This is a genomic window from Actinomadura sp. 3N508 (assembly GCF_044326375.1).
Classification (GTDB): domain Bacteria; phylum Actinomycetota; class Actinomycetes; order Streptosporangiales; family Streptosporangiaceae; genus Spirillospora.
The window spans coordinates 36,817-52,177 of the sequence record NZ_JBIRAX010000010.1 but is presented as its reverse complement, the minus strand read 5'-3'; the positions used below and the strand labels follow the sequence as shown (position 1 = coordinate 52,177).

The window sequence follows — 15,361 nt, the reverse complement described above, 5'->3', positions numbered from 1 at the left end:
GTGTGCTGGAGGATGTGGGTGGGGTGGTGGTGATGTTGGACGAGGGGCGGGAGTGACCGTCTCCAGGTATGGGGAGCGGGTCCGTGTCGGGTGGGTGGCTGCTGGGCTTGAGTGAGGGGGACTGTCGGGGGGTGGTGGGAACATGTGTTCGGGATCGGGGGTGCTGAGTTCAGCAGCGAGCGCCACGTAGGCCAGAGAACACCCCCGGTCCTGTGGGGGGATGCATCTCCAGGCCCGCTCGGCCGCCACACGCGCATACAGCGCTCGGCAGTGCCACTTTCTGTCGCATGACCCGGTAGAATGAAATCGGTTCAGGATGCTGCGCCGCCAAGGGGTGCCCAAAGCTCTGACCGAACGTTGAACAGAGCACAAGGGCGCCCTGTCATGTGTGTTACGGGGCACACCGTGCCCTCCCGCGGGCGCGGAGCGGCAGACATCCCCGGCAGGAGGATCTCCTTTGGCGTACGACGCTAGTTCGATCACTGTCCTTGAAGGGCTTGAGGCGGTTCGCAAACGCCCGGGCATGTACATCGGCTCGACCGGTGAGCGTGGCCTGCACCATCTCGTCTACGAGATCGTGGACAACGCGGTCGACGAGGCCCTGGCCGGCTACGCCGACGACATCGTGGTGACGTTGATGGCCGACGGAGGGGTGAGCGTCCTCGACAACGGGCGCGGCATCCCCGTTGGCGAGCATCCCGTCGAGAAGCGGCCGGCCATTGAGCTGGTGCTGACCACTTTGCACGCGGGCGGCAAATTCGACGGCAAGTCCTATGCCGTGTCGGGTGGCCTGCACGGGGTGGGTTCGGCGGTTGTGAACGCGCTGTCCACCCGGATGGAGGCCGAGGTCCGTCAGAACGGCCATGTGTGGCGCCAGTCGTACACGTGGCAGGGGCCTGAGACCGAGCTCAGCCAGGGTGAGGAGACCGACGAGACCGGCACCCTCATCAGGTTCTGGCCGGACCCGGAGATCTTCGAGACCACCGAGTGGAACTTCGAGACCCTCTCCCGCCGCATCCAGGAGATGGCGTTCCTCAACCGCAGCCTCGCCATCACGCTGCGGGACGAGCGTCCCGATCACGTGAACGGGGAGCCGCGCGTCGTCCGCTATTACTATGAGGGCGGCATCGAGGACTTCGTCCGCTACATCAACGCGCGTAAGGACGCCGCCCACGAGTCGGTCGTGTACTTCGGCGACGAGACCAAGGGCATGTCGATCGAGATCGCCATGCAGTGGAACTCGTCCTACGCCGAGTCCGTCCACACGTTCGCGAACACGATCAACACGGCGGAGGGCGGCACCCACGAGGAGGGGTTCCGCGCGGCGCTGACCACGATCGTCAACCGGTACGCCCGCGACAAGGGGCTGCTCCGCGACAAGGACGACAACCTCACCGGCGAGGACGTCCGCGAGGGCCTCACCGCGATCATCTCGATCAAGCTGGCCGACCCGCAGTTCGAGGGCCAGACCAAGACCAAGCTCGGCAACACCGAGGCCAAGTCGTTCGTGCAGAAGACCTGCAACGAGCATCTGCGCGACTGGTTCGAGGAGAACCCCGGCGAGGCCAAGGAGATCATCAACAAGGCGTCGCAGGCGGCGCGGGCCCGGGTGGCGGCGCGGCAGGCGCGCGATCTGACCCGTCGCAAGAGCCTGCTGGAGTCGACGTCCCTGCCCGGCAAGCTGTCGGACTGCCAGTCCACCGACCCCGGCAAGTCCGAGCTGTACATCGTCGAGGGCGACTCGGCGGGCGGCTCCGCGAAGGGCGGCCGCAACCCGCACTTCCAGGCGATCCTGCCGATCCGCGGCAAGATCCTGAACGTGGAGAAGGCCAGGATCGACAAGATCCTGAAGAACAACGAGGTGCAGGCGATCATCACGGCGCTCGGCACCGGCGTGCATGACGAGTTCGACATCACCAAGCTCCGGTATCACAAGATCATCCTGATGTCGGACGCGGACGTCGACGGCCACCACATCAACACGCTGCTGCTGACGCTGCTGTTCCGGTTCATGAAGCCGCTGATCGAGGCCGGGCACGTCTACCTGTCCCAGCCCCCGCTCTACAAGATCAAGTGGGACGCGCGCGGCTCGGAGGCCGACTACGCCTACTCCGACTCCGAGCGGGACGCGATCATCGAGGCCGGGGTCGCCGCCGGCAAGCGCGACCCGCGTCCCCGCGACCTGGTCCAGCGCTTCAAGGGCCTCGGCGAGATGAACGCCAACGAGCTGTGGGACACCACGATGGACCCCGACAACCGTGTGCTGCTGCAGGTGCAGCTCGACGACGCCGCCCAGGCGGACGAGCTGTTCAGCGTGCTCATGGGCGAGGAGGTCGAACCCCGCCGCGAGTTCATCCAGCGCAACGCCAAGGACGTGCGCTTCCTTGACATCTGAGTACGGCGGCCCATGCCGAGCTCCCATTGGCTTGATGGCCCAGCTCCCACCGGTCGACGGCCCCACGGCCGCCGGCCCCGCTCCCAGCCGCCCTGGCCCGGCCCCCACCAGCCGCATTGGCTCCGGTTCCCGCCGTCCAGGCCCCGGTTCCCGGCCCGTTGGCCCGGCTCGCCGTCGTGTGATGGCAGGTTTTCCGCAGGCAGCCGTGATCATGGCGCCTCGGATTGAGCATCCGGCGGCAACGGCAGCGGCAGAGGCAGCGGCGACGGCGATAGGCGCGGCGGTCCGGTTGGTCCGGGGCGGGGGTCCTGTGGCGTGCGCCTGGGCGGGTGAGCTTCCGGTGGCGCAGGCCGGGCGGCTCCTTCCAGGCGAGCAAGGGCGCGGCGGACGGCTGAGGCGTCCGCGGGCTGATTCCGGCAGCCGACCGTACTTGCATCCCAACGAGCAGAAGAGGTCTTGAGAGTGACGGACGTGACCACCGAGAGCGGATACCCGGGCGAACGGATCGAACCGGTCGACATCCAGGTCGAGATGCAGAAGAGCTATCTCGACTACGCGATGTCGGTCATCGTCGCGCGTGCTCTGCCCGAGGTCCGCGACGGCCTCAAACCCGTGCACCGCCGCGTCCTGTACGCGATGTACGACGGCGGCTACCGCCCCGACCGCGGTTACTTCAAGTGCGCCCGCGTCGTCGGCGACGTCATGGGGAACTACCACCCCCACGGCGACTCCGCCATCTACGACGCGCTGGTCAGGCTCGCGCAGCCGTGGTCGATGCGGTATCCGCTGGTCGACGGTAACGGCAACTTCGGCTCGCGCGGCAACGACCCGGCCGCGGCCATGCGGTACACCGAATGCCGCATGGCGCCCCTTGCGATGGAGCTGCTGCGCGACATCGACAAGGAGACCGTCGACTTCTCCCCCAACTACGACGGCCGTTCGCAGGAGCCGGACGTCCTGCCGTCGCGGTACCCGAACCTGCTGGTCAACGGGTCCGCCGGCATCGCGGTGGGGATGGCGACGAACATCCCGCCGCACAACCTGCGGGAGGTCGCCGAGGGTGTCAGGTGGTACCTCGACAACTTCGGCACGTCCGACGAGGAACTTCTCGAAGCGCTGATCGAGCGGGTCAAGGGCCCCGACTTCCCGACCGCCGGGCTGATCGTCGGCCGCAAGGGCATCGAGGACGCCTACCGCACCGGCCGCGGCTCCATCACCATGCGCGCCGTCGTCGAGGTCGAGGAGATCCAGGGCCGCACCTGCCTCGTCGTCACCGAGCTGCCGTACCAGGTCAACCCGGACAACCTCGCCCTCAAGATTGCCGACGGGGTGAAGGAGGGCAAGCTCGACGGCATCGCCGACGTCCGCGACGAGACGTCCGGCCGGACGGGCCAGCGCCTGGTGATCGTCCTCAAGCGGGACGCGGTCGCCAAGGTCGTCCTGAACAACCTGTACAAGCACACGCAGCTGCAGGAGACGTTCGGCGCGAACATGCTCGCGCTGGTCGACGGCGTGCCGCGCACCCTGCGCATCGACCAGTTCGTGCGGCACTGGGTCTCGCACCAGGTGGAAGTCATCGTCCGCCGCACCCGGTTCCTGCTCCGCAAGGCCGAGGAGCGCGCCCACATCCTGCGCGCACTGCTGAAGGCCCTCGACCGGATCGACGAGGTCATCGCGCTGATCCGCCGGTCGCCGTCGGCGTCGGAGGCGCAGCGGGGCCTGATGCAGATGCTGGAGATCGACGAGATCCAGGCGCAGGCGATCCTCGACATGCAGCTGCGCAAGCTCGCCGCCCTGGAGCGGCAGCAGATCACCGACGAGTACGACAAGCTGATGGCGGAGATCGCCGACTACAACGACATCCTGGCCTCGCCCGAGCGGCAGCGTCAGATCGTCAGCGACGAGCTGGCCCCGATCGTCGAGAAGTTCGGCGACGAGCGGCGCACGCAGATCATCCCGTTCGACGGGGACGTCTCGTACGAGGACCTCATCGCCGAAGAGGACGTCGTCGTCACGATCACCCGCGGCGGCTACGCCAAGCGCACCCGCACCGACCTGTACCGCGCGCAGCGGCGAGGCGGCAAGGGCGTGCGTGGCGCGCAGCTCAAGCAGGACGACATCGTCGACCAGTTCTTCGTCACCACGACGCACCACTGGATCCTGTTCTTCACCAACAAGGGGCGGGTGTACCGGGCGAAGGCGTACGAACTGCCCGATTCTGGACGCGACTCGCGCGGCCAGCACGTCGCGAACCTGCTGGCGTTCCAGCCGGACGAGCACATCGCCCAGGTCATGGACCTGCGCGACTACGAGGTCGCGCCCTACCTCGTCCTCGGGACGAAGAAGGGCCGCGTCAAGAAGACCGCGCTGGGCGACTTCGACTCGCCGCGCACCGGCGGCATCATCGCGATCAACCTGGTCGATGACGACGAGGTCATCGCCGCGCGGCTCGTCTCGACCGACGACGACCTGCTGATGGTGTCCACCGGCGCCCAGGCGATCCGCTTCCGCGCCGACGACGACTCGCTGCGCCCGATGGGACGCGCCACCTCCGGCGTCATCGGCATGCGTTTCGACGAGGACCAGGAAGTTCTCAACATGCTGGTCGTGCAGGACACGGCCCACGACGTCCTCGTCGCGACCGAGGGCGGATACGCCAAGCGGACGCCCGTCGACCAGTACCCGCTGCAAGGTCGTGGGGGTAAGGGCGTCCTCACGGCTAAGATCGTGCAATCCCGCGGGATGTTGGTAGGGGCCCTGATGGTGGGCCCGGAAGACGGTGTGTTCGCGATGACCTCCAATGGCGGAGTCATCCGGACCACGGCCGCGGAGATCAAGCAGTCCGGCAGGCAGACCATGGGCGTCCGCCTGATGAACCTCGCGGACGGGGACAGCGTGGTGGCCATCGCGAGGAACGTAGAGTCCATGGAGGACTCAGAGGACGCCGAGGGAGGCGACGACGGTGAATGACGTACGGGACATCATCGCGTCCCGCGCGTTCGTCGCCTTCGTCGCCCGACCGCTAGGCCAGGAGGACACGTGAGCACCGAGCCCGGCAAGAGCAAGGACGGGCCCGGCGCGGCTGCGCCGGGCGGCTCCGGCGAGACGCCCGGGGCCGACCCCGGCGCGAAGGCCGCCGGCGAGTCCGAAGCCAAGCCGGGCCGCACGGCCAAGCCCGACACATCGGCAAAGCCGAACAACCCGGGCGAGTCGGACGGCGCCGCGAGCGAGCCGGGCACGTCCGAGGTGTCGGCCAAGCCGGACGCCCCGAACAGCTCGGACGCCAAGTCCGGCAAGTCCGGTACGTCGGGCAAGTCCGGTACGTCGGGCAGGTCCGGTACGTCGGGCAGGTCTGCCGCGGCTAGTAGGTCTGGTGCGTCGGGCAGGTCTGGTGCGTCGGGCAAGGTGGTGTCCGCCGCGGCCTCCAAGCCCGGCCGGGACGAGACGACCGTCGAGATCGACTCGCGCTCGGACGAGACCAGGACCGACGTCCCCCAGGTACCGATGCCCGAAGCGTCGGACAAGTCCGACTCGCCGGAGATCGCCCCCGTTGAGGACACCACCGAGCCGCCCAAGAGCGACAAGCCCGCCGATTCCCCGACCATGATCGACCCCGTCCCGAGGCCCAGCACCCCACCGCCCGCATCGGCTTCTGGGCGCTCGTCCGGCCCATCGGGATCAGCGTCTCGTCCGTCGTCCGCCCGTCCTTCGGGCTCGACGTCCGGCCCTGCCGCCTCGCCGCAGCCGGGTCCGGCGTCCAGCAGCGCGGCATCGGGTTCGGCCTCTGGCTCGGCGGGCTGGGCCAAGCCCGCTGAGCCGTCCGGTTCGGTTTCCACAGGACGTACAGAGAAGCCGAACCAGCCGTTCAACGCGCCGGCGTCGGGTAACTCGTCCACCCCGAGTCCGGGCTCCGGCTCGGGTCAGGGGTCGGGGCCGTCCGGGACGCCCGCTGCTTCTAGCCCGTCTGGGAAGCCCGGCTCTGGTCGCTCGAAGCGTCCGAGCTTCGCGGGGACCGTCCTCAAGGACCGCCCGTCCACGTCGCCCGCGCCGGTGAAACGCCCGTCCAAGCCCGCCACGGGCGGTAAACCGGCGCGCAAGGCCCAGCTTCAACTCGCCCGGCTCGAACCGTGGTCGGTGATGAAGTTCAGCTTCGTCATGTCGCTGGTCTGCTTCGTCATCCTCCTCGTCGCCGTGATCGTTCTCTACACGATCCTGTCCGGCCTGGGCGTGTTCGACGCCATCAGCGACACCATCAACAGCCTCACCAAGGAGCAGGGCGAGACCACCGGCAGCGTCGACGCCGGCAACTGGTTCTCCTTCTTCCGCGTCTTCGGCTACACGGTCCTGGTGGGCGCCCTGAACGTCCTGCTCATCACCGCTCTGTCCACGGTCGGCTCCGTCATCTACAACCTCGCCGCAGACCTCGTCGGCGGGGTCGAAGTGACCCTCAAGGAGGCCGAGTAATCGATTTCCGGTTGCCCCTCCAGATGGGGTAACCTCACGTTGCGCCGCCAGAACAGCGGCACAACCCGGGCCTATAGCTCAGTCGGTTAGAGCGCATCCCTGATAAGGATGAGGCCGGAGGTTCAAGTCCTCCTAGGCCCACCCAGTTCAGAGCCCCCGACGAGATCTCGGCGGGGGCCCTTGACAGCAGTGGAGACAGCAACGCGGCTACTCGTCCGCTTCTCCGAACAGCTCCTTGGCTAGCTTTGCGAGTCCTTTCCTGTGGTCTTCCATGTCGCTGTCGGTGTAGATCTCCAGCGTCGTGGAGATCTTCGCGTGTCCGAGAATGGCGGCCGCGTCTCTCGGTGGAACACCCAGCTTCTTGAGGAGCGTCGCCGTCAGGTGACGCAGGTCGTGAAGCCGGATGCGACGCAGATTCGCCCGTTCGGAGATGCGTTCGAACGCTCGCGAGAGATTCCGAGGTTCGATCGGCCCGCCGTTCCGCGTCGTGAAGACGAGGCCGGTTTCCAGCCAGGAGTCCCCAGCCCGGCGCTGGGCGAACATCTGCCGTTCGGCCAGCTCAATGAACCCCTCGTAGATGATCGGGAGGACCGGAAGCCCACGGTCACCGGCGTCCGTCTTCACCGGGGTCCGGGTGAGCTTCCCGTCGATGCGCTGCAACTGCCAGCACACCGACATGGACAGTTCGTCCAAGTCCAACTCGTCCCAGCCCAGGCCGAGGACCTCACCCCGCCGCAGGCCATAGACCATCAGCAGCACGAAGGCCGGGTAGAGGGGTTCGGTCCGCGCAGCGGTGAGGAAGGCCCGCGCCTCGTCCGCCGTCCATGGCTTGTTCTTCCGTGACGGGGCCGGAGGAAAGGTCGTCAGACGAGCGACGTTCATCGTGATCAGCTCTTCCCGCATGGCGCGCGTCAGCGCCGCGCCCAGGACCATGCCCATGATGTGCACCTTGGCCACCGAGTGACCGGCCTTGATCTGCTCGTTGAGGAACGTCTGCACCTTGGCCACCCGCAGCAGCCGTTCGACCAGCTGATTGCCGAGACCTAGCTTGAGGTACAGCCGAACCGTCTGCTCGTACTTCTTGTAGGTGTTCCACCGCTTGGACGGCCGGACGATCTCCTCAAGGGGCGGCGGCGCTTGGGCCGCTGGCGCGGCCCCGCGCCTAGCCGCCCGGAGCGTGCGGCGTGGGCGCCGGTCACCGGACGGCCGCGCCGGGCCGCGCATCGCGCCACGCCCGCCGGCCCCGCCCCGACCGGCCGCCACGGGGTCGCGCCGCCGCCCTACGTCTCCGAGCTGGCGACCAGCTCCGCCAGTTCAGGGACGTTGCAAGCTGAGCTGGAAACGCACGGGGCTCCCCCCGACCCCGATGCGTCGAGGATGGCGACGGCCGGAACCTGTCAAGGGCGCCCTTCGGGCGTCACTACATGATGGCTTCGCCACCCTTGACAGAACCCGTCCGCCGCTCAGTGCAGGGCTCGTCGGGGCCGGGGGGAGGAAGGTGGGGAAAGATGCCGGTAACGCCATTTCCCGGAAGAAGCTGGCGTAGCCTAGCTGGCGAGGACAGGAGCTTTGCTCCCCTAGAGCCCCGGAGCGAGACACACCCGGCGGGGCCGCGTCGTAGCCCTTGCTTGACTGCCAGCTCAAGACCCTCCTTGGGCGGGAGGGCACGTGGTCTCAAGTCGGGTACCAAGTGGCTTCTCTTGGGCTGGGAGAGAAGAACTATGTCCTTGGAACAGAAACCCAGAGACAAGCACCGTGGGTGGCGATCTCCCTGGGTCTTTAGCGCCGTGGTTTCGCTGGCACGGCTGATCTACCAGATCTTCCGCGACTGGCATCGCCTTTAGGTGCTTGCGTGAGCCCCGCTGAACCATGGCGGGGCTCACGTCTTTCCCCACAGAGCCGGGGGTAGCAGGTGACAGCAGCCGTGACAGCAACAGCAGCAGCCGCCGCCGCACATGATCAGCCGTCAACACGAGGTCAGCGTGGGGAGGCGAACCAGCGACCTCGGTCCCGATCGAACTGATAGGGATGAGGCCGGAGGTTCAAGTCCTCCTGGGCCCACCCCCACACCCCAAGGTCAGCCCACGTAGTCGGCATCCCTCGAACAACGATGAGCTGGAAGAATCCGGCGCTATGGGAGAGCCCAGGAAGACGATCAAGGAATCGTCTTCCGTTTCGTTGCCGCGCGGGCCCGCAGGATCTCGTCCAGGACGGCCACCGGCGAGCGCATGGACAGGGCGAGGCGGACGACCACACCATTTATCCACAGGGCTGTGTCGCCCCGCACAACTCGACTCGCATCGCGGACATGCTGCAGGGGCTCCGGCGACCAGTCCGACAAGGACGGCCTGCCGCAGCCGCACTGCGCCGTTCCCCGCCGCCAGGCCAAGCAGCCACCGAAGAAGGCGTGACCAGGCTGCGGGTCAGCATGTATTGGAAGACCGTCATCGCGTCTCTGGCAACAGTCCCAGTGACTGTCGTGGCCGCCGTCGACGACCAGGTTCTCTGCATCTCCAACTGATCACGATCGACGGTGCGTTGCTCGTAGCGCTCGGTGTCTGGCGCATCCCCAACGAAGATCGAGGACCCGTCGGTCCGCGGCTACTGCGGCATGAGGGACTCCGCTCCACGCGAGCGGCCCGCCGCCGCCCTTCTCCTGCAGCGGCGGGCCGTTCTCGGTGTGTCGGCTGTCGGGTCAGCCTGCGCGGTATGCCGTGGCGCCGACCGCGGTCGTCGTGATGGCTAGCAGAGCCCAGATGGCCCACAGCCACCACATGGCGCTGGCAGTGGCGCTGTAGGCGATGACAGCGACGAGGCTGGCCGTGGTGCACACGGCGAGCCGGGCCGCGCCCATGCGCGCGTCGGACATGGTTCACCCTTCCTGCCCGCTGATCGGGGCGGTTGTGTGCTCTGGTGCTGTGGGGCCTTGAGCCTGGAGCGGGCTCGGGGCGCTGATCTCGCCCCGAGCTTTCAAGGGTTGCGCCTTCCGCCGACACGGCACCACCACAGATCCGTCAGCACGTCGTAGACCGCGATCGCGTACTGCGTGAAGGTCCGGGGTGTAGTCCAGCGGTACCGGGCGCGGACGTTCCCCACTATCGCGGATCACCTTCGGCTCGCCTCGGAAAGATCGCCGTAGCTTCGGCGAAGAGATCCTCGATGCCGCTCGCTGAGCACACCATCGGTCTTGTCCCTCTGTCCGAGAAAGCTCACTGTGCGATCAGTACAGTCTGGATTTGGGTTGGGCTGAGCTGTGGAAGCAAGCGTTGCAGCTCGGCGAGCTTATGCAGTCTGCGGGATGTGGGCCGCGCGGCGCTTTCTCCACAGACTGTGGATAACGCGGTTCGTCGAGATCGAAACGCGCCGGGTGCCGCACGTGGAGATCGTGGATCGATCTGTTCTACACGGCGGACGATGCGGGCGTTGAACTCGGCCGACCACCGACAGTTCGCAAGTCTGTTGGCTGCAGCCGTCCACGTGAAGATTGGGCGGAGACGCCCAACGTCATCACCCTGAGACCTTCCTCGCTCGTCAATGACTTGCAGCGCCCAGGCGAGTAGGAAGGCGTCGTTCATCTGGAGAAGCTGGTCTCTCCGGCCACGGGACGGACGTCGTCTGAGGACGGTGTCCGGCCACGCTCGTCCGATCCCCTGCCGTGGGAGTAACGAGCGCTGCACGCTGGGCCATCTGATGAATCGCGGGCGCGCACACGGACCAGCAGCTGGGCTTCCCATACCTGCTAACCGGTGCGGTGGCGAGCTCGGGCCACCGCACCGGGCAGTCGCCATCTCTCGTGTGGACGCCCGGACTGCATGCCGAATGTCGCCGTTCGCGGACGGGGCCTGCACCGTCCCACCGGCCTGGCAGTCGAGCCCGGCACCAGGCATCGGACTATCCACCGTCCGGTTCCTGAGTCGGGACCAAGGTGCCGCCTTGGGGCCGCTTGTGGGATGCGTGGTCATGGTCGGTTCGGGGCGTTGTGCTGGTGGTGGTTGTCCCCAGTGCACTGGAGCGACGGTGGTTGGGGACGTGGTTGGGGATTCTCGGTGGGCAACGTTGTCCACCGGGCACACGGGGTTGGGGAGGCCGCTCGTCCACAGCGTGTGAAAGCGGTGTGGGCAAGGACGCGCCGGACCCGGCTTAGTCGCTGGTCAGCGGCTTATCCACGACGTGGATAAGTGGTCCCACTGGTTGGGGACGAGCTGGGGAAGAATGGTGGACGCGGCACCCGGCGTCCGTACCCAGGATGTGAACCATAGTTATCCACAGGTTGTGGATTCCGTGTATGACGCCCCGGCCATGTGGATGATGGAGGGGTGGCGCGTGGTGGGGCCACAAGGACCGTGGAAAGCCTGGCCGTTCTGGGGATCTGCCTGTGGACGCGAGCTCCAGAGCGCCTGTCGGCACGACGAGGGAGGTGTGTGCAGACGCTGTCCCCAACCTGTGGATAACAGCGCCTAGAGGTCCTTCGCCAGGGGGTGACGAGGCTCGTAGATCGGCAGTTCTCCACCGCTCGGTAGCCTGATCGCGGCGAGTAGCCCCCAGCTCTGCTCGGTGACGGGGACGTCGACTTGGACGCCGCGGGCACCCAGCCCTTCGAGCGTGGTCTGGATGTCGTCACACATGAGGTAGAACTCGTGCCGCGGCTCGCCCTCGGTGGGATGCGCCGCGAGTTCGGCCGGCGGCAGCTTGAAGATCAGCCAGCCATGCCCCGCGTCGACGTCCGGAAATCCGAGGACGTCCCGGATGAATGCGCGGTCCGCCTCGGCGTCGCGGCTGTAGATGATGACGTGCGCCCCGTTGATCATGACTCCCCCTCGGTTCTCGTCTGGTCTTTCCCCCGGGTACGGGCCGAATCGCGAGAAGGTCTCGCCGATCGCGGGATGAGGGTGGCGGCGTCCTTCGTTGGCCTGTGTATGGACCGCACGTCCCGGTTCAACGTCCGGATGATGTCGAGCGCTGCGCCACGCCCGGCGGGGTGGGGACACGCATCCGTGCGATGGCCCGACAACGGCGTCACGCGGCATGGGAACCCCCGCCCGACCTGCGAACATCAGTTCGAATGCGTGCTACGCTCGCCGCATGGGGCACTTGTTGAACGAGCCGGTCCGCGCCGAGCACGACCTGGCAGGACGGCTCACCGCGTACGAATGGCGCGGGGTGCGGTACGCCGTGGACGAGGTCTTGAAAACGTACGGCACAGCCCAGGAGGGCCGGGTCTATCGGGTTCGGGTCACGGGGGCCGAGGGAGTGGCCGTCGCGGAGCTTGGCCGTGACGCCGACCGGTGGCGGCTCCGCCACGTCTTCTCCGCTTGAGCGCCTCACGAGAGCCCGACCCGCCCGGCAGACCGAGCCTCAGACAGAACGGCCAACCGATCAGCAGCCCACCGCCCCCCTCCCCGAGCGGCCTGCCGAGGTAGATTCCGAACGGCCCATCTACCCGCGACTCGTGCGCGTCACCATCTCCGTAGGCCAGACCACCAACAAGCCGCCTGTCGATCCGACGAGGATTCTGGGCCTGTGCCAGAACCGCTTGCGGCGGCAGTCACAGCGCCGCGCCCGGCTACTCGGCTCGGGCCGTCGGTTGACCCCGGGGGTGAGCGGCCTGCGGGTATCGGCGTCCGGCACCTGGCCAACGCGCATTCCAAGTGGGGAAACACTCCTCGGCCTGAGTGGGACGCCGAGGTGTGGTCTAGCGGGCCAGGTAACCGTTGGGAGGATGTGCCGGTCGAGCCTGGGGCTTCGCCGTCTGCGCGGCATGTGGCTTCTTGCTGGCGCAGCAGTGGCCAGGCGTCAGGCGGACTGGTGAGCTTGTGCGTGGGCGATCGGATAAGGCGGTTTGTCAGGGGGCTGTTGAGATGCGGTTCGACGACCTAGCTGACACCTGGCCGGATGGCCCGGATGGCCCTGACGGGGCCGTCGTGGCTGGGGCTGGGTGGTCTGGGGATTCTTTGTCTGGACGGTCGGGTGAACTTGGGCGTGGGCAGCCGGGTGGCCTCGGAGCTCAGCAACTAGTCGGTGGGCCGGTCGGACGGCGTAGTGTGCCTCGGTCTGAGCGGATTGCAGAGGTGTGGCCAGGTGGTGGCGCTGTTGGGAGTGGGGTCCCCGGTGAGGGGTGGTCTGGGGATCGGACGTTGTGGACGCGCGTTGACGGGGTTCAAGGCGCGCCGCTCGACCTCCTGACGGCGCGGATCGGACGGCGGCACTATGCGCCGCATATCCATGACGAGTACGCCATCGGGGTGACCGTCGCTGGTCTGGAGACGATGCGTTACCGGGGCGAGAAGGTCTACTCGGGGGCGGGGAGCCTCGTCGTGGTCGAGCCGGGGGAGGCGCACACGGGCGGCCCGGCTCGTCCGGAAGGGTTCGCCTATCTGTGCGTGTATCCGGGTGCCGAGTTGCTGGGCGCTGCGGTGAACTCGGACGAGGAGCCCGCGTGGCCGCACTTCCGGGAGCCGATCATCGACGATGCACAGCTCGGCGAGGCGTTGCGGCTCGCGCATCGCGCGCTGCGTCTGGGACAGGACCAGTTGGAGGGCGAGTCCCGGCTGCTCGGAGTGCTGGGCGCGCTCGTCCGGCGGCATGCGGGTCCGAACCTGGAGGAGGCTCCGCGACGTCGCGGCACCGACGTCGGCCGGATCGCCCGCGTCGTCGCGGCGCGCCTGTCGGACGAGATGCTCGCCCCGCCGACACTCGCCGAGGTCGCGGGCGATCTGCAGCTCTCGCGGTACCAGCTGCTGCGCGCCTTCCGTGACGCCATGGGCATGCCGCCGTACGCGTGGCTGGCCCAGCACCGGGTCAGCCGAGCCCGTGCGCTGCTGGACGCGGGACACCGCCCGGCGGAGGCCGCGACGCTCGTCGGGTTCGCCGACCAGGCGCACCTCACGCGCTGGTTTCGGCGCGTGGTGGGCGTCACGCCTGGCGCGTACCGCAACAGCGTTCAAGACAGTGCGGCGCGCCGTCCCGCATCCTGAACTCGTCCGTTCGTCGGCGGACGGACGGGAACGGAGGTCGCGTTGAGTCGCCGTGGCTGGGTGTTGTTCGCGCTGATGGGCGTCTTGTGGGGCATCCCCTATCTGATGATCAAGGTGGCGGTCGAGGACGACGTCTCGGTCCCGATGATCGTATTCACCAGGACCGCCCTCGGCGCCGCCGTCCTGCTGCCGCTGGCGCTCCGGGCGGGCCAGCTCGACGTGGTCCGCCGGCATTGGCGCCCGCTCCTGGTGTTCACGGCGGTGGAGATCCTGGGACCCTGGGCCCTGCTCTCGGACGCCGAGAACCGGCTGACCAGCTCCATGACCGGGCTGCTGATCGCCGCCGTCCCGATCGTCGGGGTGGTGCTGGCCAGGCTCACCGGTGATGGAGAGCGGCTCGGGCCGGTGCGCTGGGCGGGGCTGCTGGTCGGGCTGGCCGGCGTCGGCGTCCTCGCCGGACCGCATCTCGGCGGTGGCAGCACATGGGCTATCGGCGAGGTCATGCTGGTGGCACTCGGCTACTCCATCGCCCCGATGATCGCGACCCGGCGGATGCGGGACCTGCCGAGCCTGCAGATGGCCGCGTTCTCGCTGGCCGTCGCCGCGCTCGTCTACACCGGCCCGGCCGCCGCCACCTGGCCGGACTCGATGCCTAGCGGACGCGTCCTCGCCGCGCTCATCGGGCTCGGACTGCTGTGCACGGCGCTGGCGTTCATCGTGTTCTTCGAGCTGATCCGGGAGGTCGGCACGTCCAGGGGCATGGTGTTCACCTATGTGAACCCGGCCGTCGCGGTCGTCGCCGGGGTCGTGTTCCTCGGCGAGCCCCTCAGCGGGACGATCATCGCCTCCTTCGCGCTGATCCTCGGCGGCTCCATCCTCGCGACCGCCGCCCCTCGCAGCCCGGCGCCCACCAAAGCCGAGCCTCCGGCCCGGGACGCCGTTGTCGAGCCCGAAGAAACCTCGGCCTGCTGACCTGCCGGAACGAGCGCGCGCAACGAGCATGACCAGGACCGTCCCTGGTTATCCACAGCCGCCCACAATGCACAGGTACCGGTGCCAAGGCACCCATACTGGCGTCAGCGCTGCCGTACCGACATCAGCAGCCGCCCCCGCTCTGGCGCATCGACCGCGCCACCGGGTGCACCGGACCGCGGACGTCAGGCGCTGGGTGTCGCCCATCAGGCGTCGGGCGCGCTGGGCACCGAACGTCGGGCCGTTGGACGTCGGGTTGCCGCGTCGGGCATCGGGTGCCGCGTGCCGGACGTCGGCGCCGGACGTCGGGTGCTGTCATCAGGCGTCGGGCGGGCCGGGTGCCGGCTTCGGGTGTCGGCTGCGCCCGTCGGGCGTCGGGCCCGGCCCATCAAGCATTGGGCGCGCCAGGCGTCGGACCTCGGGTTCGCCGATCGGGCGTCAGGCTCGGCCATCGGGTGCCAGCATCGGGCGTCTGGTGCTGGACGTCTGGTGCGAGCCACCGAGCGCCGCCCATGAGGCGTCGGACCTCGGGTGTCGGTCACCGGGCGTCGGGTAT

General features: G+C 68.1%; 9 protein-coding genes and 1 tRNA gene. 7 read left to right on the top strand and 3 right to left on the bottom strand.

The window, feature by feature from the left end; genetic code table 11:
* The first annotated feature begins 457 nt into the window (after positions 1 to 457).
* The 4 genes from gyrB (at position 458) to ACH34S_RS30480 (ending at position 7,000) form a co-directional block, all read left to right on the top strand.
* Entirely contained in the window at positions 458 to 2,395 is a 1,938-nt protein-coding gene (gene gyrB / locus ACH34S_RS30495; protein ID WP_395956291.1) for a DNA topoisomerase (ATP-hydrolyzing) subunit B, read from the top strand.
* Positions 2,396 to 2,857: 462 nt separating this feature from the next.
* Positions 2,858 to 5,365: a DNA gyrase subunit A gene (gene gyrA / locus ACH34S_RS30490; RefSeq protein WP_395956289.1), complete on the top strand. Its 2,508-nt coding sequence runs from the start codon at positions 2,858 to 2,860 to the stop codon at positions 5,363 to 5,365.
* Positions 5,366 to 5,434: 69 nt separating this feature from the next.
* Complete coding sequence (locus ACH34S_RS30485; protein ID WP_395956288.1) at positions 5,435 to 6,859, top strand: DUF3566 domain-containing protein; 1,425 nt, start codon at positions 5,435 to 5,437, stop codon at positions 6,857 to 6,859.
* A 67-nt stretch (positions 6,860 to 6,926) separates the two neighbouring features.
* A tRNA-Ile gene (locus ACH34S_RS30480) sits at positions 6,927 to 7,000 on the top strand.
* A gap of 66 nt (positions 7,001 to 7,066) precedes the next feature.
* Here ACH34S_RS30480 and ACH34S_RS30475 read toward each other — a convergent pair.
* From ACH34S_RS30475 to ACH34S_RS30465, 3 genes are all read right to left on the bottom strand, one after another.
* The gene (locus ACH34S_RS30475; protein WP_395956286.1) at positions 7,067 to 7,867 is read right to left on the bottom strand and encodes a tyrosine-type recombinase/integrase; all 801 of its coding nucleotides are present in this window, start codon (positions 7,865 to 7,867) and stop codon (positions 7,067 to 7,069) included.
* Between the two features lie 1,687 nt (positions 7,868 to 9,554).
* Positions 9,555 to 9,728, bottom strand: a complete 174-nt coding sequence (locus ACH34S_RS30470; RefSeq protein ID WP_395956285.1) for a hypothetical protein — start codon at positions 9,726 to 9,728, stop codon at positions 9,555 to 9,557.
* A 1,588-nt stretch (positions 9,729 to 11,316) separates the two neighbouring features.
* Entirely contained in the window at positions 11,317 to 11,667 is a 351-nt protein-coding gene (locus tag ACH34S_RS30465; RefSeq protein ID WP_395956283.1) for a VOC family protein, read from the bottom strand.
* Between the two features lie 274 nt (positions 11,668 to 11,941).
* Here ACH34S_RS30465 and ACH34S_RS30460 point away from each other — a divergent pair, with 274 nt between their 5' ends.
* The 3 genes from ACH34S_RS30460 (at position 11,942) to ACH34S_RS30450 (ending at position 14,805) form a co-directional block, all read left to right on the top strand.
* Positions 11,942 to 12,175, top strand: coding sequence for a hypothetical protein (locus ACH34S_RS30460; RefSeq protein WP_395956282.1), 234 nt, complete (start codon positions 11,942 to 11,944; stop codon positions 12,173 to 12,175).
* Between the two features lie 818 nt (positions 12,176 to 12,993).
* Complete coding sequence (locus ACH34S_RS30455; RefSeq protein WP_395956281.1) at positions 12,994 to 13,833, top strand: AraC family transcriptional regulator; 840 nt, start codon at positions 12,994 to 12,996, stop codon at positions 13,831 to 13,833.
* 42 nt (positions 13,834 to 13,875) lie between these two features.
* Positions 13,876 to 14,805, top strand: coding sequence for a DMT family transporter (locus ACH34S_RS30450; RefSeq protein ID WP_395956280.1), 930 nt, complete (start codon positions 13,876 to 13,878; stop codon positions 14,803 to 14,805).
* Positions 14,806 to 15,361 lie beyond the last annotated feature (556 nt).